Annotated in this window: 18 protein-coding genes; 9 read left to right on the top strand and 9 right to left on the bottom strand. The window is 36.3% G+C overall.

Going from position 1 to position 22,533, the window contains the following annotated elements:
• The first annotated feature begins 140 nt into the window (after nt 1-140).
• The 6 genes from MKL35_RS04060 to MKL35_RS04035 all read left to right on the top strand — a co-directional run bounded on the left by MKL35_RS04060 (nt 141) and on the right by MKL35_RS04035 (nt 6,359).
• Entirely contained in the window at nt 141-749 is a 609-nt protein-coding gene (locus MKL35_RS04060; protein ID WP_004682119.1) for a hypothetical protein, read from the top strand.
• A 30-nt stretch (nt 750-779) separates the two neighbouring features.
• Nucleotides 780-2,360, top strand: coding sequence for a CAP domain-containing protein (locus MKL35_RS04055; RefSeq protein ID WP_270912878.1), 1,581 nt, complete (start codon nt 780-782; stop codon nt 2,358-2,360).
• Between the two features lie 16 nt (nt 2,361-2,376).
• Nucleotides 2,377-3,615, top strand: a complete 1,239-nt coding sequence (locus tag MKL35_RS04050; protein ID WP_077170339.1) for a tetratricopeptide repeat protein — start codon at nt 2,377-2,379, stop codon at nt 3,613-3,615.
• A 169-nt stretch (nt 3,616-3,784) separates the two neighbouring features.
• Nucleotides 3,785-4,384, top strand: a complete 600-nt coding sequence (locus MKL35_RS04045; RefSeq protein WP_077170329.1) for an SLOG domain-containing protein — start codon at nt 3,785-3,787, stop codon at nt 4,382-4,384.
• 19 nt (nt 4,385-4,403) lie between these two features.
• Entirely contained in the window at nt 4,404-5,186 is a 783-nt protein-coding gene (locus MKL35_RS04040) for a hypothetical protein (protein WP_208728118.1), read from the top strand.
• 15 nt (nt 5,187-5,201) lie between these two features.
• Nucleotides 5,202-6,359 (top strand): TIR domain-containing protein, encoded by a 1,158-nt coding sequence (locus MKL35_RS04035; protein WP_077170203.1) that lies wholly within the window; start codon nt 5,202-5,204, stop codon nt 6,357-6,359.
• 17 nt (nt 6,360-6,376) lie between these two features.
• Here MKL35_RS04035 and MKL35_RS04030 read toward each other — a convergent pair whose 3' ends face one another.
• Both MKL35_RS04030 and MKL35_RS04025 read right to left on the bottom strand, forming a co-directional pair.
• On the bottom strand, nt 6,377-6,874 hold the full coding sequence (locus tag MKL35_RS04030; RefSeq protein ID WP_077170202.1) for a TIR domain-containing protein: 498 nt from the start codon (nt 6,872-6,874) through the stop codon (nt 6,377-6,379).
• Between the two features lie 14 nt (nt 6,875-6,888).
• Nucleotides 6,889-8,313, bottom strand: coding sequence for an SIR2 family protein (locus MKL35_RS04025; protein WP_081410205.1), 1,425 nt, complete (start codon nt 8,311-8,313; stop codon nt 6,889-6,891).
• Nucleotides 8,314-8,682: 369 nt separating this feature from the next.
• On the opposite strand from MKL35_RS04025, the gene MKL35_RS04020 reads away from it, so the two are divergent.
• Nucleotides 8,683-9,222: a hypothetical protein gene (locus MKL35_RS04020; protein ID WP_227520113.1), complete on the top strand. Its 540-nt coding sequence runs from the start codon at nt 8,683-8,685 to the stop codon at nt 9,220-9,222.
• A gap of 12 nt (nt 9,223-9,234) precedes the next feature.
• On the opposite strand, the gene MKL35_RS04015 is transcribed toward MKL35_RS04020, so the two are convergent.
• From MKL35_RS04015 to MKL35_RS03985, 7 genes are all read right to left on the bottom strand, one after another.
• Entirely contained in the window at nt 9,235-10,908 is a 1,674-nt protein-coding gene (locus tag MKL35_RS04015) for an ATP-binding protein (RefSeq protein WP_006582013.1), read from the bottom strand.
• Entirely contained in the window at nt 10,901-12,094 is a 1,194-nt protein-coding gene (locus MKL35_RS04010; RefSeq protein WP_077170201.1) for an SIR2 family protein, read from the bottom strand. The genes MKL35_RS04015 and MKL35_RS04010 overlap by 8 nt, the downstream gene beginning before the upstream one ends.
• Before the next feature lie 27 nt (nt 12,095-12,121).
• The gene (locus tag MKL35_RS04005; RefSeq protein WP_208728117.1) at nt 12,122-15,562 is read right to left on the bottom strand and encodes a DEAD/DEAH box helicase family protein; all 3,441 of its coding nucleotides are present in this window, start codon (nt 15,560-15,562) and stop codon (nt 12,122-12,124) included.
• Nucleotides 15,563-15,593: 31 nt separating this feature from the next.
• Nucleotides 15,594-16,775, bottom strand: a complete 1,182-nt coding sequence (locus MKL35_RS04000) for a restriction endonuclease subunit S (RefSeq protein WP_208728116.1) — start codon at nt 16,773-16,775, stop codon at nt 15,594-15,596.
• Nucleotides 16,772-18,253, bottom strand: a complete 1,482-nt coding sequence (locus MKL35_RS03995; RefSeq protein ID WP_208728115.1) for a type I restriction-modification system subunit M — start codon at nt 18,251-18,253, stop codon at nt 16,772-16,774. Before MKL35_RS03995 ends, MKL35_RS04000 begins: the two co-directional genes overlap by 4 nt.
• Nucleotides 18,254-18,387: 134 nt before the next feature.
• Entirely contained in the window at nt 18,388-18,543 is a 156-nt protein-coding gene (locus tag MKL35_RS03990) for a hypothetical protein (protein WP_208728114.1), read from the bottom strand.
• 77 nt (nt 18,544-18,620) lie between these two features.
• Nucleotides 18,621-19,838, bottom strand: a complete 1,218-nt coding sequence (locus MKL35_RS03985) for a tyrosine-type recombinase/integrase (protein WP_208728239.1) — start codon at nt 19,836-19,838, stop codon at nt 18,621-18,623.
• A 488-nt stretch (nt 19,839-20,326) separates the two neighbouring features.
• On the opposite strand from MKL35_RS03985, the gene MKL35_RS03980 reads away from it, so the two are divergent.
• Together MKL35_RS03980 and MKL35_RS03975 are read left to right on the top strand one after the other, a co-directional pair.
• Complete coding sequence (locus MKL35_RS03980; protein WP_004682119.1) at nt 20,327-20,935, top strand: hypothetical protein; 609 nt, start codon at nt 20,327-20,329, stop codon at nt 20,933-20,935.
• A 30-nt stretch (nt 20,936-20,965) separates the two neighbouring features.
• A partial coding sequence (locus MKL35_RS03975; protein ID WP_270912618.1) for a CAP domain-containing protein occupies nt 20,966-22,533 on the top strand: 1,568 nt, incomplete at its 3' end.

The raw sequence follows: 22,533 nt of genomic DNA, 5'->3' as shown, positions 1-22,533 counted from the left end.
TTTTTATTATTCGTCTGTATTCAAACAATATTTTTTACAAGAACAATCCAACGGTGGATGGCTAAGTCACGCCTATAAAAAATAAACCTTTTTATATCTGCTGGTGATTGTGCATTGCATTGAACATGCGGGAAACAACCATGACTGAATTAAGCAAACCCAAAATCATACCCATTGAACACCGTCCACAAAAATCCAAGCTCTTTATAAAATGTGTGATCTTACCCATCGTGATCTTTCTCATCGTTGCCAAAATCTTCTCTTTTGGTGCTTTCGGTTATATCTTCTTTGGCTTTGACCTGTTCTGGTTTGTGATTCTTTACTATCTTTATGAATATGGAAATACCTACTTTGACGGGATGACTGAACAACTCAAGCGTCAAGGAGAAACTTTTAATTATCAAAACCGTGGTGTCTGGATTAACAGCCAAGATAAAACCATTATCCTGTTTGATCAGCCTGATCAACGCCTCGTGAAATATCCCTTTGATTACATCACCTCCGTTGGACACTACAACTTAGTCGAAGATAATTTTAGAACCACGACCACTGTGATCAGCAATCCAATGATGGGAACGCATGTCAATCAACAGGTCCATCGCACACCGATGAAACGTGAGTTCCAAGTCAATATTGGCACACGAGATCCATTCAAACCGAATTACAGCCTAAAAGTTCTATTTCCATGGCGTAGTCCACAAATGGCCAGTGAAATCCGTCAATTATTATCGGCTGATCATTATCAATAACAACAATATAAAAATTTAAGGCAGTCAATCATGATGATTTCAAAATCGTTCATGCCATCAGTTCTAATGATGGCAATCAGTACAGCAATGGTCGGGTGTGGCGGTGGTTCGGGAGGAGAGTCCAGTTCATCCAATGGTGGTGGAACGGAAAATCCTAATAATGGCAGTACCAATCCTAAGCCTGTAACTTGTGCTGAAACTCAATATCTAGAAGAGGGGACATGTAGAAATAAGGCGCCGCAGAATATTCAGGCATTCTCATTGAGTAACCTGATCCAAGGTCAAAGCTATCCATTATCGCTGCAAACAGATCAAGGTCTAGTAGTAACGTTTAGCAGTAACACACCCAACATCTGTAGTGTAAGTGGCGGTGAACTTAAAGCGCATAAAGTCGGTCAGTGTAATCTGGTATTGACACAGGCAGGGACGGCAAAAGTTCTAGCACTGAATAGCAGCATGACCGTCAATGTGAGTTGTGCGGCTGAGCAATATCTAGAAAATAATGTGTGCGTGAATAAGCTCAAGCAAACCATTACCCCACTAAAAATCAAATATATCCTGACGGAGAGTGTGTATTCACTGGATACGGAATCCAGTGCCAAACTACCTGTCACGATTAGCAGCCTTTCTTCATCAACCTGTACGTATAGTCTGGGAGAACTCAAGGGGATTGGTGCGGGGGCATGTACCCTTAAACTCACCCAGGAGGGTGATACCAAAACACTGGCAGCAGAGAGCCTGACCATCAGTTTTGATGTATTTAAAGCTTCATCTATGAGCGAGGCACCCGATATCAACAACTGTTATGCAGGCAAGCTCAGTGCAAATTTTAGAAATGAATTTTTAAATGAAATCAATACGGTTCGTGCCTTGCATGGGCTGCCAAGTATTACATACGACTATGCCCATGAAGATGAGATGATGCAGACGGCGCTGATTCTTGCTGCAAACAACATCTTGACCCATTACCCAGAATCAAACACAAACTGCTATTCAGATATTGGTGCGGTAGGTGCAAGGACCAGTAGCCTTGAGATGGGGGTGAGACAGAATAAGAATGACTATTCACCTGCCGAAAGCATTACCAATATGGTGCATGATAAATTAAACCTTTTTGCTGGAGATGTGGGACATCGACTCTGGATGCTGAATCCTTTCTTACAAAAATCGGCGTATGGTTCAGTTAATGCGCCATCATTTAAAGATACCCGATTCCCTTATGTGGTCGGTACGTCCTACAAAGTGGTTTATCCCTTCGACAATCCAACCACTGCACCACTCGGTGTGATTGCCTATCCCTACCACAACTATCCAGCCAAATATTATATGGCGGGTTCAATTCTCTCGATTTCAGTTTTAACCGATCAAAAGAATTTCTTTGCCAATCGAAATGTGGATTACGCCAAAGCCACTGTTGTAGTCACTGAACGAAGTAGTGGAGCTAAACAGAAGATCAGCAATATACGCTATGAAAATATCGGTGTTCCCAACCATATCCAATTTAACTTCGACGATTTGAAACTGAACGTGATCTACGATGTCAAACTCAGCAATGTCTTGGTGAATGGTCAGCCTAAAGAATATTCCTACTGGTTTAATGTGAATGATTAATAAGGATAAGAATCAGATGAAAAAATTAATACTCCATCTTGCTGTCGCTAACAGTATGGTAATGACCAGTTCAACAGTATCTGCTGAAACCAAGAAAGTGAACCTGTCGGCAGGACTGAACTATGTACTGTCACAAGTCGTGACCAAAGGAGATAATAATCAAAGTCACCATAATATGGGAATGCTTTACTACTTAGGAAAGAAAGGTGTACCTGTAGATCATAAAAAAGCGGCTGAATGGTTTTCCAAGGCAGCAGTGAATGGTTTTGCTCCTTCACAGTACGCATTAGCAGTCATGTATCTTAATGGGGATGGTGTACCACAGGATGCAAAAAAGGGCGTTACCTTGTTACAAAGTGCTGCACGGCAGGGACAACCTGAAGCGGTCAAGTTATACAATACATTGCAGGCTAAAGCACAGCAGCTCAATGCTGTTCAAACGCCATCAGTACAAACAGCCACAACAGCCATTAAATATTATGATACATCCAGGCTTGAACCTAAGAACTTTAAACAGGTGGTACTCCCTAACCTAAGTACAGATACCGTTGCTCGAAGTTTTTATAAAGTGACATCATCCAGAGAAAGAGGAAAAGATGATTACTGGGGAAGTGGCAAATACTACTATGTTAATAAGCCTAGCGACTTGGATGATCTCACTGATGCTGTAATCAGTATCGCGCCTATTATTACTTACCAGAATATGCAGGGGGAAGCCCGTTATTTAGTCCCTGTGGAAGTGACTTTAGCAATCGAAGGGAGGATAGAAACTTCACATGCTACACGAGGCACTTTGGAATTATATCTCTTTAAAAAATTGGACAATGGACAATTCCAAATGATTTCAAAAACAGCCCAAGGGGGAATTGAAAGTATAGAGGGATATGGTCGAACCTCATGGAATGCTCAAGAATTTAAAAAGAACTTACAAGCTTTTGGAAACAATACACTAGGAAGCTATACCATTGATGGTTATTACGGCAATGGTTATGGGGAAAGCGTGTGGTCACTTCTTCTGTTAAATGAAGACGACTATATTGTTGAACAAATGTTCGAAGAAGGAAAAGTTTCAGAACAACCAGAGTACGGCTATTCTTCAGCAATCAAAGTTAACAAAAATGGACAACCATTTTATCCATTCCAGATTCATTATCAGGGAACAGATATGAATGACAATAATCGGATGGTTAAATTAAATAAAATTGTACCTTATCAGTATGATAGTAAGAGTAAATTTTATTCGAAGCTGAAATAATACTCGTAAATTAGAATAGCTATATTGATGTCTATCCTCCTGTTTCTAGGTATTGGGAATTGGAGGACACTATAAGAATGAGGAAATATCAGTGAATATTAAACCATCTCCCCATTAAAGCAGTAAATATGACTAAAGCACCTTCATTATTAGAAACTGAGTGATAAAAATGTTAAATATTTTCCTATCAGCAAGTATTCCTCTATCTAATCGAAAAAAATGCTTCTACGAGACGGCTGATGTCCTTGCTATTAAAGAAGCGGTTCGATCACTCGTAGAAGTAGTTATACCTAATGGTCGTATTGTTTGTGGAGGACATACAGCTATTACTCCATTATTAGCTATGGCCACCAAAAATAGTAAAAAAGACGTAAATTTTATTTCTATCTATCAATCTAATATTTTTAAGCCAGATTTTCCTGAAAGTGTCTATGATTTTATAGATTTAACCCTAATAGATGGTAATCCCGAAGAGCGTGAAGAAAGCCTTAAAATAATGAGACAAGCCATGATACAAAGTCAAAAATTTGATGCAATAGTATTAATTGGTGGAATGGAAGGTGTAATAGATGAATTAGAAATGTTTTTAGAATTTCATCCTAATGCTCAAATAATCCCTTTAGCATCTACAGGTGCAGCTTCAAGAATAGTTTATGAAAGTGAAAAAAATAAACTTAATCCTAGATTTGAATTAGATCCAAGATTTGAAAATGACTATACATATTCTAGTCTCTTCCGAAGATTATTTCATAACCATCTTAAAAATTAACATAAAGTAGTAATGAATTATGTATAAAAGTGTTCAAGTTGAAGATTTTGATTTTTCAATTTTCCCAGAAGTTAGTAGTCAAAAAGTAAGGGAATACAAAGAGAGAAATGAAAATAAATTAATCAAAATTCAAGATTACTTACTTGATAGAAAAAACACGCTAAGTGTGGATAAAATCTCTGAAAATCTATTTTTAGATATCAAACCAGATATATTTTTATCACACTCACATGCTGATGAGGATGATGTTATACGATTGGCAATTTTAATAGAAAAAGAACTAAATTTAAGTGTATTTATCGACTCCTGTGTTTGGGGGGATGCATTCAAACTCCTAAGGAAAATTGATGAGAAGTATTGTCTTAATGGTGAAACATTTGATTATCATATACGAAATCATACAACTTCAAATGTTTTTATGATCCTTAACTCAGCTTTGCACAAAATAATTGATAACTGTGAAGCTTTTGTTTTTTTAGGTACAGATAAGTCAATTCCAATAACTAATACGTTCGAAGATAAAAAATATCTTTCATCGCCTTGGATTTACTCAGAACTTCAATTTGCAAAATTAGTTCGTAGAACTAAACCAAGACAAATAGCACTTGAAACTAGAAATATAAAGCTAGAAGAATCAGCTGCTTTTGATAGTGCTGTAGATTTTGCTTATTCAATTCCAATGACAGATGCTACTTTAAGTAATCAAAAACTGAAAAGTTGGCTTGAAATTTCTAATAATCCTTTTATAAATCAAAATACTCATCCTTTAGATAGTCTTTATAAGGTCATTACACATCGGTAAAATGAGGAAGTGGTTATGGCTGGTACTACTAAAAGAAAGTATATGTCTGAAAATATAAAGATATATAAACAAATTACAAATCAATTACATTTGATTAAGCAGATATTGCCTGAAGTTTACGATAGAAATATTTTGTTTTCTTTTTATGTTAAATATTTTCATAACACTATAAAAGAATTAGACCAAAGGTATCAATATTATAAATCTAAAGATATATTTTTAAAATCTGTTGGTAAAAAGATAAGATATGATCCATTAAATTCTAGGGATTTTTTCTTTAGCTCACAAAAAGTTAAGCATATGCTCTCAAATGGATATAGGAGTAAACATAAATTAGAATATAATGAAGAGTTGAAAATTAAAGCTCTAACTCAGCTAGAAAAGAAATTAAATAAATTTTTAAATAAAGATTTGGTTACCATAAATAATACTGAGTATATTCAGGATGTTGAGCCGATATATATAGATATTTTTATAAAAATCTATAATAAATCAAATCATATAGAAAAAATACTAATATTTAATGAGCTTAAAAAGTTCAGTAATAGTAAAACAATAACTTTTTTTTATAAACTTAATGACTCCGAACGTAATAATCAAATTAGGAATATGGCTTTTCAACATCTACAAAGCCTAGGTAAGTATGTGAAATTGAGAAAAAATTTTAAAGGAAAGAAAAAAACATATCATATCGATAGTACTTTACCAAATTATAGTCCAGAAGAGCTTGTAAAATTTCTTAATTCAAATTCAATAGAGTCAAAGAAAAAGTACGATATTTTTATTTCCCATAGTTATTTGGATAAAGATTTAGTTAAAAATATGAAGAATACTATAAATTTTCTAAATTTATCATGTTATTATGATTGGACATCAGATCAAGATTTTCTAAAAAGAAATTTAATAAGTGATTATACAAAAGAAGTTCTAAAGAAGAGAATTGAACAATCTAAGGCATTAATTTTAGTACTTACTCATAATGTAATCGCCGATGGTGAAATAACTTCTGAATGGATTAAGATGGAAATTGAGCATGCTAAATCCGTAGGAAAAAAAATATGTTGTCTAAATTTTACTGATTTAGGACATCAGTTTATTAATATTGAGTTTCAATATGAAGGAAACTCCATTTCTATTTCTAAAAATGGAGTTCAATTACTAACGAACCTGTAAGCTTTTTGTTCAAGTTCTTAATTTTCTTTCCTTATTTTAATAGCTTCTTCAATCCAACTATCAATATTATCTTCAATATACTCATAAACAAATTTACTAGTTGAGTATGGTGGGTCATAAGCTTTAGCAATTTCAGATAGTTTTTTTCCAGTAGGTCCATGTTTTATGTACTCTAAAGGATTTCGTCCTTTATCTGATTGTTCACCTTGTGAATTTTTTAGGTTATGAATGTAAATTACTACAACACCCTTTCCTTTATCCCAAGATTCAACGATCTCATGATTAATCCATTTTCTATTAGCTGTATCCTTACCAGCAAGAATAACTGTGCAAGTTCTCCCCACCATTTGATCAGATATCCATTTTTTAATTTGCGTATCACCACCACCCACGACTGTTTCCCAATCATTATCCTTGGCTGGTTGATTGCCCTCAATTACGCCAATATTCCGTACTTGAGATACTCTCCAATTATCAGGTTGATAATGAAAACTAAAAAATACTTTTCTAGTCATAAACTTTCTCCAATTTAAATTAACTTAATTACATCATGAATTTTTGATAACAACTTATTTGGTTCATCTACTTCTTCATTTAGTTTTTCAAAAGCTTCTCGAAATTTTGGTGTGGAATTTGGGTAATATTGATCGAAGTCAGAAGTTATTTGATTAAATAATTCTTTTGCCTTATATCCACTCGCACCAATTGGTATTAGCTTTAAACCTAATTCATGTGCTATTTGAAATTCTTCATCCATGCCATCTGCCAAAACAATAGTTTGTTTACCTGATTCAGGATCTGTGATAATTTTATTTCCCATAAAGAAAAGAGCAATTCCTGTCTGACTCAATAAATCTTTTCTCCATACTGTCCAAATGTTTTTTCTTTCTGTAGGATCAGCTACGAATTGAGGAAATACCTTCATTGTTAAATAGTCATCAATTTTTGTATATTTTCTATTATAGATTTCTTTAATTGCACCACTAATAAATGCATTACCAATACCCAAGCCTAAACCTGATGTAATTTTAAAACCTTCTTGGATTAGAACTTCACCTAGTTTTGATAGAAAAAATTCCGTTGCGGTTTGATCCCATGGACTAAAGTCATGGGCACTACCTGATAAGAATACATTTTTACACCGAAATTTTTTTGTAATTTCTTCTAATATACGGGTGAGATCATTCCACGAGTCAATTAATACAACTTTTATACTAAAACGAGCAAGGTCTTTAATCACAAACTGTTGCTTTAAAAGATTATATGAAAAATCTTCATCATTACTGTAGTCGGCACGATTAACTTTTCTAAAAATACAATAATGTTGTCTTTGATTTTGTTCAAAATGAATTCGGATTCTGCTTAGAATATAATCTAAATTTGGATCATTAAAGCTAAACCCTAAGAAAAGAAAAGTTTTTGAAACCAAATCTCCTGACAAAGCTGTTACGAATGGTGCAAAGTGCAACGGATATGATTCGTATTGATCTTTAGTAATAATTGCTTGATCAGGAAGACTTGCATCACCATGCATTTTATAGACAATGGCGGAACGTCCCTTCTTAGTTTGAGATAAATGATTTTTAGTAAATTTTTTATCTGCTATTTTACCTTCATTATCTAAAGATTTTTCTATTAGATCATCATAGTTAGTTGTCCAATAGGTTGATATGGGTAACTTCGCTAAAATCTTATGATTAGTTGTCGGTTCTCGAGCTATACCAACTTCATCAATTAACCTTTCAGTTAATCTACTACGACCATGATTTTCATTCACATAATATTGGGCTAAGGAAACTAAGTCGGTTTCTTTATCGATATCTAAATTTAATTCAATCGATAAGGGCCGTAAGAGTTCTTTCCAATTTACATATCCGGCAGGGGCTGATAAACCAGCACCTGCAAATATTGCAAAATTATTTTCTTCTAACTCTTTTACAATACGATCTATCATAATTTTTTGTTCATGGTCGAACATTAGCATCTCGGTATAATTAACTTTAAGAATATTTGAGGTTTTATTCATTTATTTCAAGTGCTAATGAATTTTAAATAGCTTTTGTTATCTTATCATTGTTATTAAGTTGCTTAAGCACAACTAATGTTAATGCAAATACTCCAACTAAAAATGTTGTTTAAGGACATATTTCTGTATATTTTCTTGCTATGAATAAAAAATAGTTGAATAGGTGCTCAGAAAAAATTAAAGATAATATTTCTTATAAACTGTATTAGCCTTCGTAAAAACGGACGTAAGTGTCCAAGTAAAAGAAGAATAGGTGTTCAAGTTTAGATAAAACTGCCTGTCCAAGTTATCAAGAATATGCAGTTTCATCATCCAATTTGGAATATTTTCAATTTTGATTCACGTTCTGCTATTGAGACCGATAGAATCATACTTAGCTTAGTCCCTGAAGTTAGCCGTCATTTTCTTCATTTAGCTGAAAGATCATCTTTTGAGCTTAGGTTTGTAAAACGAATTTTTTATAAAAATAGTGAAATATTTGAATTACTAACAAAGTTATCTAAAAAATATCCTTTAGATACTCTAACAGTATTTATTTTGTTCTTGAATGAAGCTGTTGATATGAGCTATTCGGGATATTTTTTAAATCTTAAAATTTGTTCATTGACGGTATTAGGTCAAGTTTTTAATTTACCCCAATTACAGCTTCTACCTCCTACTGTAAAAGAGTTTTTTGAAGCATATGTACATGCTATACCTTGTAAACATGTTGTTTTTATAGACGAAGTTGAACTTATCGAAAAATCTTTATGTCATTTGGGCAAAAGAGACGATCACTTTTCATATGCTCATGCTTATGAAATGTTTTTAAGCCTGACGAATAATGATGTAGTGTAATAAACAATCAAATCATCCCCATTTATTTTGAAAGTCAGCTCCAGATGAGTTTGGTGTTATTAATGGTTTATGAATATTAATGGTTAAAGGAATGGGAAAATCATTTCCAATCAGAACCGCTTCTCCTGGCTGTAGACTAGGTAAAAAATCGGATGCAGCTTTATCTATTTCACCACATGCGCGTTCAATAATTTCTCTGTCACGATCATTAGTGAGCCTATGGACAATCAGTGTTCCTAATTGGCTTAGTACTCCTTCTGTGATATCTCTTGGTCGCTGGGTTGCTAAGCAAATATTTAGACCAAATTTACGTCCCTCTTTAGCAATCAACTCGAATGCATCCAATTTAGCGATGGTATCTTCATTACCAATAGCTTTACCAATAAAATTATGGGCTTCATCTAAAAAAACAACAATCGGCTTATCTGAAAAACTCCTTGACCTAGCTTGACTCAAAAGATGACGACCAATAGCATTTGCAACAATTTCTCTAGCCTTAAACTCAAAACCCACATCACTTAGATCGATTCTTAATATTTTTTTATTTGAACTATAAAACTCATCTATTTTTTGTACAAGTGTTGGTAATTCTAATGGATTAAAAACGAACTCAAATGTTTTAGATGTTGTTATGCCATGAATTCTTGATAATAGAGCAAGACAATAACTAAAGCTATTCAGGTCCTCATTCCAAATACCATCAGCTTTAGGAGGCCAAACACATTCTTGACGAATTTGCCTACATAGTTTCATAGGATTAAACGGTGCTGAAGGATCTTCAATAAGCTTTGTTCCCCCAATAGAGCGGATACTGACTTTCCAAGATTCTTCTGTTTTACCTATTTTTATGAATACACCATCATCAATTTTATCTAAATGTAATGCTCTAGCTTCAAGTATGTGAGCTAAACGTAAACTTCTAATAGCATCTCTAAATTTAGGACCTTGTGCTTTGCCTGAAGGTTCAAACAACGCTATAAAATCAGTCTCTTGGAAGCATTCTGCTGGCAAACTGACAGCGCAAGACCCAAGGGCTGGGCTAATAGGATCACTCAAATGAATATTTTCAATATCAACACCAATGAAATCTTTATATTCTCCAGTTGGATCAAGAATAATTATTTTCGAATTAAATTTCCGACATTCCTCTAATATTTTTGCAGTTGTATAACTTTTACCACCACCTGTAGAGCCTAGGATTCCTAAATGGCGACCAAATAGTTTCTCAGGTGTTACATTTATGTCACAACCCTGATCTAAATCTATGAAACCTAAATTTAGTTCAACTTTTGGTGTTCCTTTATTCATCCTTTTAGGAAGCTGAGCGATAAGTTCATGAGGTGCTGAATAGATGAGATCATTAATATTTGGATAGTATTCAACTCCAGCAGTTACATACAAACTGTCCATTTGAATTGTGCCAAGAAGTTGGATTCGCCCAGCTATGTCTAAATTAGACTTATCTAAATCATCCTTTTTTATTTCTACGATACGTCCAAGAATTAAGTTCACTTGACTTTCAATTAATATGAACTCACCAACTTCTCCTTTTCCATAACGTTTGCCATGATAGTAAGTTGCTTGATGTTGTAAATTTATATACTCAAAGTTTACAGAATTGGCAGTAACTGCATTTACCTTTCCAAAAAGTAATTCTGGTTTGATTACACCATTTTCATTAAGCATCTCTATCTCCAAATAATTTTTTCATATTTTCATGAAGATTTTCAGCAGGAGATAAAGCCGTAAGATCAGGAATAAAACTCGAAAATTGCTGAAAATCACAATTTAGAAAGAAAATCTCATCATTCTTTCTATCATCTGCAATTTTTTTAAACATTCCCCAATACTTCGATGTTTCAGATGATGGTCTTTCAATATCACTTTCAATAGTTGGCGAGACAATTATAACTTTCAAGTGTGGATTTGAGAGAATTGCGGATAATATTGGCTCGGATAAATGATCATCATTAAATCCAAATCCAGCAATGATTAAACATGTATTCGGCTCTCTTAAACTTTGAGAAAAGCGAGCAATTAACTCTAAGTGAGGCTGTATATATGACTGCTGATATTTTCCCTTTGCAGGAAAAATCATACAACTATTTTCAGCTGTTACATTTTCTGCTTGTTCGATGATATAAGAGTTAGTGTTACGACGACTCCAATTTATAGAGCCATGGAGTTTATAGAGTTGATAAACACCTTCTAAATAATGGGTGTTGGTCGAAGAAGAAGAAGTGTTTCTACGAACAATATCCATATCAAAAAACCTTGCATCATAGATCCGAGGCATAGAGAATGAAAAACCATCAATTACAGTAATACCTAATAGTCCAGCGGCATCTTCAAAACAGGTATCATAATTGGTTGTAAAAAGCTTAACTCTAGGATCTTTTGATTTTCTTCTAGCTAATTTTCTAATAAATTCTTTATGACCAAGAAGTTGTGCATCTTTATCATTAATAAAACGGCATTTTTCTAAAATTAATTCCTTACATTTTTTTATGAATAGAGTCGTTTTTTCTTTTGTTGTACTAACTTGTGAGTAAGCTTCGCAATGGGATAGGCATATTTCTATGTTTTGATTTGACTCAATAGTGATATCAAATTTATTTTCAGCAAAACACTCCTTAGCAATTATATCCATATCATTAGTGGTGCATGCCAACCATAAATCCCTCATTTTGGGACCTTTGACAATGTCACCTAATGATGTACCACTACCAGCCAGAACCATAATATTTGGCATCTGTAACGCTGACTTTAATTTTCCTCTAATTTCAGGCTCAAAAGTTTCGTTCTCAGTTCCGTCATCTTTATCAGAAGAAACCCAAACCTGCTTTAATGAATTATAATATTTATTAGTCATGTTATTACCTATTACTTATTTAATAATCTAAGCCACCGCTTCATTAAACGCTTCAACAACCCCAAATATGTTGTCAGCATCGGCATCACCAAACACACCATCAATCCCTTCATAGTGGATCTGATTAAACGGTGGTTCATATAATTGTGCTGCTTCTAACACACCATTTTGTGTCAAATGCTCAATCAGCATTTCTACAAAACGAATCTGTTTTTCGTTATAAGTTGAGCCTTGTAAATACTTAGAGAATGCTTGTTGCACCGCTTGACGATCTAAACCGACAAGGGAACGAATAAAGAGAGGTAATGGCTTATCTGTCCCAAAGCATTCTTCAAATTTATCTCGGCTTTCAACTTCCTGAGCTTCAAAAACAAAGCGTTCTAACTCACTTAGATCGGTTGGTGTAAGGGCTAAACCACGCTTGAGCTTGGCAATGGTAATGTGGTTTTCATTGGCTTTGATAAAGCTTTCGACACGTTTACGATACTGTGCAAGATTGACACCACTTGAAACGACTGGGAGATCGACTGCTTGCATATCTCCAATTTCATCATCAAGCATGGAATACACAATAGTCGATGTGGATTTTTCGATGAGTTTCACCAAGCCGCGAATACGTTTACGCATCGCCTCTAACATTGGCAAGGTGATGCCTTTCCAATATTCAACGGTTTGGATGTCTTGAATGAGCGCAATCTGTTCTGCAACCACAGGAATATTTTCTTTGCTTTCCAGTTTAGAAGCAATTTCAATTACTTTATTGGCATAGCTTTGAATAGCGGTGTTGTTCTGTTCCAATACTGCCAACTCAAGGTTGTAGCAAAGCATATCAAACAGTTTGGCCTCTAAGGTTTCGGGCTCAAGTTGATTCGGTAGTTTAGAGATATGTTCTCGTAATGTTCCTATCGCAAGGTCATCTAAGTTGTTCCAAGCATCATCATTTTTGAAATGTTCAACATGCTCAAGTTCAGATTTCACAATGAAATTCTCATTGTTCATAGACTTCACTTCAGTCTGTAAACTTTGACGCATATCTTGCTGTACAGCTTTCAGCTCTTCGGTGGCATCGTCCTTTGCATTCAGTAAACTCAGGATATTTAAACGTGCTTTAAACAAGCGTTGTCCGAGTGGCTCTGTGGTCGCAACAGGCGCACCATCAGGGTTTTCATTGAAGTATTCAAAGTTAGAGCAATAATCGAAAATAAAGAATTCTTTTTTATCTTTTTCAGGGCTAAACAATTCTTTGCAGAGTCGTGTACCACGTCCAATCATCTGCATAAATTTGACTTTAGAGCGAACCGCTTTAAAGAATACTAAGTTGACCACTTCAGGTACATCAATCCCTGTATCGAGCATATCCACTGAAATCGCAATCTGTGGCTCAGCTAAATCTTTCTTGCTAAAGTCATCAATTAAGCTTTGTGGATACTTGGTTGCATGGGTAATGACACGGGCAAATTTCCCATCATATTGCGGATAGTTTTCATTGAAGCGATCTGCGATAAACTGGGCATGTTTTTGATTGACGGCAAAGATAATGGTTTTACCCAAACGATCTCCACCTTCGGTCTTAATACCATTTTCCATCAAGTGCTTGAGCATTAAATCAATCGTGCCTGTATTAAACAGCTCTTTATTAATCTTGGATACTGAGACTTCTTCAGGTGCATCTTCATCGCCCCAATTTAGACTGTCCCAATGTTGTTTTTCTTCTTCGGAAAGTTCGTCATATTTCACGCCTTCACGCATGAATTTAAGTGGGACAGAATAGGCTTTGGGTGGTACAAGATAACCATCGGCAATGGCTTGATCTAAATCATAGTAATCGGTTGGTACACCACTTTCCAAGCCAAACAGTGCGTATGTATCACGATCTACTTCATCTCGTGGCGTTGCGGTTAAACCAACAAGCAAACTATCGAAGTATTTAAAAATCTCGCCAAATTTTTGATAAACGCTGCGGTGTGCTTCATCAATAATAATCAGGTCAAACATACCTGTGCCAAATTGTCGTGTACCGTCCGCATTTTTTTCGTCAATTAAGCCCATCATAGTTTGATAGGTAGAGAAATACACTCGGCCGACTTGGTTTTTATCCTCAAGTAAATTGACGAATGAGGCATCTTTTAAATTGGCTTTAAAGGCGTTGTGCGCTTGATTGACCAGTGAAGTACGGTCTGCAAGGAATAAGGCTTTTTGCACCACATTGGCTTTCATCAACACATCGACCAGTGCAATGGCGGTACGGGTTTTACCTGTGCCTGTTGCCATAATCAGTAAGCCTGCACGTTCTTTACGTTGATAGGCTGCAAGCATGGCTTTGATGGCACGAGTTTGGTAGTAACGCTCGACAATGTCCGCATTGATCGGGAAGCTGCTTAAATCAGGGTTGTTCTTACGTCTTTCGATCAAGCGTTTGAGTTCTGCTTGCGTATAAAAGCCGTGAACTAAGCGTGGTGGACCACCTTGCACATCATTCCAGATTCGGGTTTTGTAGCCATTGGTATAGAAAATGACAGGGCGTTGTCCTGTTTGTTGCTCTAAACAGTCTGCATAGAGCTTGGCTTGTTGTTGTCCAATATCAGGGTCAGTCGATGTGCGTTTGGCTTCAACCACAGCCAAAGGCAAGCCATTGGCATCATACAGCACATAATCCACAGCACCTTTACCCGATGGGCTTGGCATACCTGTTACAGCAACTTCCTCTCGAACCGATGTACCGATTTCCCAACCTGCTTCTTCAAGCATGAGGTCAATTTTAAGTTTTCGAGTTTCGTCTTCTTTATAGTCGGTATGGTCTTCGATTTTGCTGTTGGCAATTTTGGCTTGTTCAACATCAGCGCGTCTTTGTGCAAGTTCAGCATCTATGTTGGCAAGTAGTTTTTCACGCTCTTCTAAACTTGCGGACAGTTCAAATAGTTTTTGTTCACGTTCACGTAGGGCTTTGTGTTGCTCCGCAAACTGTTTTTCTTTAGCTTCTGTTTCTTTCTGTAGTTGTTCTTGGTTGACGGTGATTTGCTGTGTGTTATCTGCGTTAGGAATCAGTTCGGTTTTAAAAATATGCGGCTGTGAACGGTCTTTTGAAGGTGAACCATAGTTACGTTCAAACCACACATACATCAGGAATAAATGGCTGATGTGCTTGACGGTTTCTTCGGTAGTGAGCTGTTTGAACTTTTTCCCATGTACGGCACTGTTGCCGACCATGCGGATATTGTCCATTTTGTCCCAAATATAAGGGGGAATCAGGTCTTTAAATTTTATGTCATTGAGTAAGTTATGCAGTGATGCATCATAAGGTTGGGTGAGTTTTTTATCGTATTGATATAGCCAAAGCACAAGGTTTTCAAGTGATGTACGTGCCGCAGCAAGGGCAAATTGAGGGGAAATATACACGAGCTTTTCGGCTTCTTTAGCCGTAGCTGCCAAGCTTTTAAATTCAGGTTCTAAAAACTGAAAATTGCTCATGTATATATTCCCTCATATTTTTAATTAAATGTTATAAAGTACCGTTAAAAGCTTGGTTTTGACTAGATATAAAAAGTTTATCTAATTCATTTAGTTGTTTTAAGTTTAGATCAATTAAGCACTTAATGCTCTTCAACTTAAGTAAGAATTCATTTTGAATATCTAGTGGTGGAACAATGATTTCTAACTCTTGTAATTGAAGTTTTGTTAAGGCTTCTCTAGTTGCACCAGCTCCTGATATCTTTAACAAATGTAATTTCATTGGTTTTGAAATCAATAAAGCTTCTAAAAATTCAGGTATTAATTTATCTTTTACTCGCAAAATTGAAACATGCTGATTTACTCTTGCAGGTAAAACCTCATTAGGAATAAGACAACAACGAGCTACTGATGCTCCTGTAATATTCAGAAGAACATCATTTTCTTGAAGAATAACGTTTTTTAATTTATCTGCTTGATCTTGATCAATAAACGCTAAATTTTTATAACTAAATTGCCCATCATAAATATTTAAACTTCTAACTAATGAAATACCTTCATCTTTATAAGCACTATCTCCACCCTTAGGTGTTGATCCACTACCAATTTTGGTTGTTAGGTTTTCTAACTTTTTAACCTCGAAACCTTTAGGATTACTGACAGGATCGCCAAACATATCAATAAACGTGGCTTGTAAAAGCTGATCTAACTTTTCAATCGCTTGCTGACGTTTTTGGCGTAACTCATCCGCTTGATCTAAAATAGATGCAATTCGGCGTTGTTCTGCAAGAGGTGGGAGTGGGACAACTAAATCCTTAATTACACCTTGAGAAATATTTGGCTGACCACCACCGACTCGACGACTCAAAAGATACGGTTTTGATGCTTCTAAAAATCTGTATAAATAATTAACATCACAAACATTTTCATCAGGTTGAATATTACAAATAGCTTGGTTTGTTGTTGCATCAAAAGTAAGCTGAGAAACCTCTCCAACTGTTGCGCCATACATAGCAATCAGTAAAGAACCTTTTGAGACTAATTTAGCTGAGGATTTTTCTACTGCCAAATCAGTTATATATTCTTCAACCTCGGTGATATAACGGTTTTTTAATTCGCCTGATTTAACCCACGGAATTGTACCATTTTCAAAAAAAGCATTATTTGATCGAGAAGGTGTACCACCACTACCTGTTTTACAAAATGTACTTATTTTTTTAACAGGAATTGTCATTTCAACAACTCCTTAAGCGCAGCCATTCCTTTTAAAATATCCTGCTCAAGCACTTCTAAATCCGCCAAAATTTTACTTGGTGTTTCATATTCCACTTGCTCATACACCACTTCCTTATAACGGTTAATCGACAAGTCATAACCATTGGCAGCAATATCAGCTTTATCCACCATAAAACTTTGCTCTGTGGCTTTACGGTCTTTTTCACCCTCTAAGTTTTTAAAACGCGCAATAATGTCAGGGATATTGTTATTTTCATGCTTAGACGCATCGAGTTCATTACGCTTATCATCCAGCGAATAACCATCCGCCTGCATATCATAAAACCAAACTTTGTCCGTACCGCCCGACATGGTTTTGGTGAAAATCATAATGGCAGTCGAAACCCCTGCATAAGGCTTAAACACACCTGACGGCATCGAAATAATCGCTTCAAGCTTTTGCTCTTCCACAATCTTTTGACGCAAATCTTTATGCGCTTTAGACGAACCGAATAACACACCATCAGGCACAATCACCGCAGCACGACCACCAGTTTTTAACAAACGTAAGAACAAGGCTAAAAATAACAATTCGGTTTTTTTGGTTTTCACAACAGCTTGAATGTTCTTGGCACAGCTTTCATTGTCCAAACTGCCTGCAAATGGCGGATTGGCTAAAATCAAACTATATTTTTCCGCAATATGTGAATGCGTTTCACTCAAAGAATCACGGTTTTCAATACGTGGGTTTTCTACACCGTGCAGCATCATATTCATCGAACCAATGCGAAGCATGGTGCTATCAAAGTCATAACCAAAGAAAGTTTCTTCACTAAAACGCTTTGCAGCTTCAGGATTAGCAAAAATCTCAGTGCTGTAATGATCATTTAAATATTCACTTGCAGCAACAAGGAAGCCCGCTGTACCACACGCAGGGTCACAAATGGTATCGGTTGGTTTTGGTTGCATCAGCTCCACAATCATTTTGATGATATGACGAGGAGTACGGAACTGACCGTTTTGACCCGCCGAAGCAATTTTACCGAGCATATACTCGTAAATATCGCCCTTAGTATCTTTATCATCCATTGGCACATCGGCAACCAAATCCACCACTTTGGTTAAAAGTGCAGGCGTAGGAATGGTAAAACGCGCATCCTTCATGTGGTGGCTATAGGTGGTTTCATCTTCTGCACCTAAGTTTTTAATGAAAGGAAAGACTTCATTTGCAATGGTATTATATAAAGTTGCAGCATCACCCAAAGTAATAAACTTTGACCAACGAAGATGATCTTGCTCTGGCGTAAAAATTGGATGTTCTACAGCTTTCTTTAAGCGGTTAGCTTTCTTTTCTTTGGTGATCTGAATTTCATCGAGTCGGCGAATAAACAGCAAATAAGTCATTTGCTCCATGACTTCTAAAGGATTGGAAATACCGCCACTCCAAAATGCATTCCAAATCTGGTCAATTTTGCTTTTAATTTCGCCTGTAATCACGTAGATGACTCTCAAATTTCTATGAGAGTATTGTGTTGAAATTTAGATGAAAAAGCTATGATAAATTAGAAAGATGAGACAACTTGTGTCGCAAAAAAATTGCCTATATTTTGAGATATTGGCATCAAATCATTTTATTTTTCATCAATCCAAGCGTGATAAACTTCGTAAGCCCATTTCATTGAGAAGGAGATTTCATCCTCTCTAAGTATGAGCTCAATTACTTCAAGGCGATGACTTATATCTTCTAATTCATAAAAATCAAGATCGCCCTTAAATTTATTATTCATGTTTTTAAATCTCATTAGACTTGTGTTTCAAAACTAAAAATATAGCTATAAGTGATACATGTAGGTGTGTCAGTTGTTTATGAAACAAAGCCCCAACTATCTACATGATCAGCCCACCATTGCATCATAGTTTTACGATCATTTAACCATTGAGCATGATTGTATGTCGCCCGTGTTTTATTGTCCGAAACGTGGGCAAGCTGTATTTCAACCCAATCCTTATTAAAACCATTCTCATTTGCAATTGTAGAAGCTGTTGCTCTTAGGGCATGCATGGTAAATTCTAATTTCATATTATGAAGGGCAGTATTTAATGTAGTTTTACCCATCATTTCACCATCTTCACCTGCAAAAATATATTCGCTATTGGGGTAAAGAGCAAATTGCTCTCTAATGATTTGTATGGCTTGATTTGATAAAGGAACAACATGCATTCTGTTCTTTTTCATATTACGCTTTCCAGCCAAAATATCAGCCTGTGATACTGCTGGAATAGTCCACGTCTTCTCTTCAAAATTAATATATTCCTTTTTGCCTCGACGTATTTCAATGCTTCTAAGCCATGTATATGTTGCTACTTTGATAGCATTCCTTGTACTAGTAGAGCCACCGTATGTATTGAGCTTAGACATAAGTTCTCTTTTTTCAGATTCAGTCAATGGTCTGGCATGAGTTACTTCTGGCTGCTTTATGTAGCTTCTAAGGACGTAGGTAGGGTCAATAGAAATACGTTTTGTGATAATGGCATATTCCATGACTTCACCTATTATTTGCCTAACAAAAATTCCCTTAACTTCCCCTGTACCTCTTCCTGATTTTTTGATTCTTGCCATAGTACTATCAAGAACATTTTTAATATCAATCGAGTCGATCTCATGGATAGGTTTATTACCGATAAGAGGATAAACATCTTTCTCAAAATAACTGCTGCGGCGTTGTTCCCATTCCTTTGATTGTTGAGTTTTTCGAGAATTCATAAATTCGTTGGCGACTAAAAGGAATGTACCATTATTTGCTTTGATTGCTTCAAGGCGTTCTTTTTTCTGGTGGCTTATTGGGTCTACTCCTTTAGCGAGTTGTTCTCGATATTCCATTGTTTTCAAGCGAGCGTATGCTAAAGTAATTTCGGGATATTGACCGATTGTGAGCATTTTTGCTTTAGTAAGAAATCGGTAGCGATAACGCCAGAATTTGCTACCAGATGGGCGGATTTCTATACAGAGTCCTGAATGATCAGCCACGCGGTATAATTCTTCACGTGGTTTTAAGCTTTTGATTTTAAGATCGTTTAGCATATGTTGTGAGTAACGGTATTTTTGAAAGTGCTTACTCACAATCTTACTCACAAAAATTGGTAATTGCATGTATCACATTGTTATGGAAAGTTAGAATAAAAATATATTTAAATCAATTGGATAGATTGTAATGTAATTTGTATTTAGTGAAGGTTAGATTATTAATTGGCATGATTCCTAGATGATCAGTCTGCTAACCCCTTTTCGTTCTGCCACCATTATTTAGCAGTAATTGGTAGAACTTCTATAAACATCTAGGAGCTTCTTATGCTGTATCTGTCTTATTTAATTTGTGCCTCACCCCATGTTCAACCTTGTTGTGCTTTGCAACGAGGGCGATACGGCTAATTTTTATTATTCGTCTGTATTCAAACAATATTTTTTACAAGAACAATCCAACGGTGGATGGCTAAGTCACGCCTATAAAAAATAAACCTTTTTATATCTGCTGGTGATTGTGCATTGCATTGAACATGCGGGAAACAACCATGACTGAATTAAGCAAACCCAAAATCATACCCATTGAACACCGTCCACAAAAATCCAAGCTCTTTATAAAATGTGTGATCTTACCCATCGTGATCTTTCTCATCGTTGCCAAAATCTTCTCTTTTGGTGCTTTCGGTTATATCTTCTTTGGCTTTGACCTGTTCTGGTTTGTGATTCTTTACTATCTTTATGAATATGGAAATACCTACTTTGACGGGATGACTGAACAACTCAAGCGTCAAGGAGAAACTTTTAATTATCAAAACCGTGGTGTCTGGATTAACAGCCAAGATAAAACCATTATCCTGTTTGATCAGCCTGATCAACGCCTCGTGAAATATCCCTTTGATTACATCACCTCCGTTGGACACTACAACTTAGTCGAAGATAATTTTAGAACCACGACCACTGTGATCAGCAATCCAATGATGGGAACGCATGTCAATCAACAGGTCCATCGCACACCGATGAAACGTGAGTTCCAAGTCAATATTGGCACACGAGATCCATTCAAACCGAATTACAGCCTAAAAGTTCTATTTCCATGGCGTAGTCCACAAATGGCCAGTGAAATCCGTCAATTATTATCGGCTGATCATTATCAATAACAACAATATAAAAATTTAAGGCAGTCAATCATGATGATTTCAAAATCGTTCATGCCATCAGTTCTAATGATGGCAATCAGTACAGCAATGGTCGGGTGTGGCGGTGGTTCGGGAGGAGAGTCCAGTTCATCCAATGGTGGTGGAACGGAAAATCCTAATAATGGCAGTACCAATCCTAAGCCTGTAACTTGTGCTGAAACTCAATATCTAGAAGAGGGGACATGTAGAAATAAGGCGCCGCAGAATATTCAGGCATTCTCATTGAGTAACCTGATCCAAGGTCAAAGCTATCCATTATCGCTGCAAACAGATCAAGGTCTAGTAGTAACGTTTAGCAGTAACACACCCAACATCTGTAGTGTAAGTGGCGGTGAACTTAAAGCGCATAAAGTCGGTCAGTGTAATCTGGTATTGACACAGGCAGGGACGGCAAAAGTTCTAGCACTGAATAGCAGCATGACCGTCAATGTGAGTTGTGCGGCTGAGCAATATCTAGAAAATAATGTGTGCGTGAATAAGCTCAAGCAAACCATTACCCCACTAAAAATCAAATATATCCTGACGGAGAGTGTGTATTCACTGGATACGGAATCCAGTGCCAAACTACCTGTCACGATTAGCAGCCTTTCTTCATCAACCTGTACGTATAGTCTGGGAGAACTCAAGGGGATTGGTGCGGGGGCATGTACCCTTAAACTCACCCAGGAGGGTGATACCAAAACACTGGCAGCAGAGAGCCTGACCATCAGTTTTGATGTATTTAAAGCTTCATCTATGAGCGAGGCACCCGATATCAACAACTGTTATGCAGGCAAGCTCAGTGCAAATTTTAGAAATGAATTTTTAAATGAAATCAATACGGTTCGTGCCTTGCATGGGCTGCCAAGTATTACATACGACTATGCCCATGAAGATGAGATGATGCAGACGGCGCTGATTCTTGCTGCAAACAACATCTTGACCCATTACCCAGAATCAAACACAAACTGCTATTCAGATATTGGTGCGGTAGGTGCAAGGACCAGTAGCCTTGAGATGGGGGTGAGACAGAATAAGAATGACTATTCACCTGCCGAAAGCATTACCAATATGGTGCATGATAAATTAAACCTTTTTGCTGGAGATGTGGGACATCGACTCTGGATGCTGAATCCTTTCTTACAAAAATCGGCGTATGGTTCAGTTAATGCGCCATCATTTAAAGATACCCGATTCCCTTATGTGGTCGGTACGTCCTACAAAGTGGTTTATCCCTTCGACAATCCAACCACTGCACCACTCGGTGTGATTGCCTATCCCTACCACAACTATCCAGCCAAATATTATATGGCGGGTTCAATTCTCTCGATTTCAGTTTTAACCGATCAAAAGAATTTCTTTGCCAATCGAAATGTGGATTACGCCAAAGCCACTGTTGTAGTCACTGAACGAAGTAGTGGAGCTAAACAGAAGATCAGCAATATACGCTATGAAAATATCGGTGTTCCCAACCATATCCAATTTAACTTCGACGATTTGAAACTGAACGTGATCTACGATGTCAAACTCAGCAATGTCTTGGTGAATGGTCAGCCTAAAGAATATTCCTACTGGTTTAA

It is taken from the genome of Acinetobacter sp. AOR41_HL, assembly GCF_027854645.1.
In the GTDB taxonomy this organism is placed as follows: domain Bacteria; phylum Pseudomonadota; class Gammaproteobacteria; order Pseudomonadales; family Moraxellaceae; genus Acinetobacter; species Acinetobacter nosocomialis.
Note: the sequence above shows the minus strand (reverse complement) of the source record. Positions and strands in the feature narration are given on the sequence as shown.

Excerpts from the sequence above, each read along its gene's own strand:
- MKL35_RS04020 (WP_227520113.1), top strand. The coding sequence starts at position 8,683 with ATGCAGTTTCATCATCCAATTTGGAATATTTTCAATTTTGATTCACGT.
- MKL35_RS03985 (WP_208728239.1), bottom strand. The coding sequence starts at position 19,838 with ATGCTAAACGATCTTAAAATCAAAAGCTTAAAACCACGTGAAGAATTA.
- MKL35_RS03990 (WP_208728114.1), bottom strand. The coding sequence starts at position 18,543 with ATGAATAATAAATTTAAGGGCGATCTTGATTTTTATGAATTAGAAGAT.
- MKL35_RS04005 (WP_208728117.1), bottom strand. The coding sequence starts at position 15,562 with ATGAGCAATTTTCAGTTTTTAGAACCTGAATTTAAAAGCTTGGCAGCT.
- MKL35_RS03980 (WP_004682119.1), top strand. The coding sequence starts at position 20,327 with ATGACTGAATTAAGCAAACCCAAAATCATACCCATTGAACACCGTCCA.
- MKL35_RS04045 (WP_077170329.1), top strand. The coding sequence starts at position 3,785 with ATGTTAAATATTTTCCTATCAGCAAGTATTCCTCTATCTAATCGAAAA.
- MKL35_RS04060 (WP_004682119.1), top strand. The coding sequence starts at position 141 with ATGACTGAATTAAGCAAACCCAAAATCATACCCATTGAACACCGTCCA.
- MKL35_RS04010 (WP_077170201.1), bottom strand. The coding sequence starts at position 12,094 with ATGACTAATAAATATTATAATTCATTAAAGCAGGTTTGGGTTTCTTCT.
- MKL35_RS04055 (WP_270912878.1), top strand. The coding sequence starts at position 780 with ATGATGATTTCAAAATCGTTCATGCCATCAGTTCTAATGATGGCAATC.
- MKL35_RS04000 (WP_208728116.1), bottom strand. The coding sequence starts at position 16,775 with ATGACAATTCCTGTTAAAAAAATAAGTACATTTTGTAAAACAGGTAGT.
- MKL35_RS04040 (WP_208728118.1), top strand. The coding sequence starts at position 4,404 with ATGTATAAAAGTGTTCAAGTTGAAGATTTTGATTTTTCAATTTTCCCA.
- MKL35_RS04025 (WP_081410205.1), bottom strand. The coding sequence starts at position 8,313 with ATGATAGATCGTATTGTAAAAGAGTTAGAAGAAAATAATTTTGCAATA.
- MKL35_RS04015 (WP_006582013.1), bottom strand. The coding sequence starts at position 10,908 with ATGCTTAATGAAAATGGTGTAATCAAACCAGAATTACTTTTTGGAAAG.
- MKL35_RS04035 (WP_077170203.1), top strand. The coding sequence starts at position 5,202 with ATGGCTGGTACTACTAAAAGAAAGTATATGTCTGAAAATATAAAGATA.
- MKL35_RS04030 (WP_077170202.1), bottom strand. The coding sequence starts at position 6,874 with ATGACTAGAAAAGTATTTTTTAGTTTTCATTATCAACCTGATAATTGG.
- MKL35_RS04050 (WP_077170339.1), top strand. The coding sequence starts at position 2,377 with ATGAAAAAATTAATACTCCATCTTGCTGTCGCTAACAGTATGGTAATG.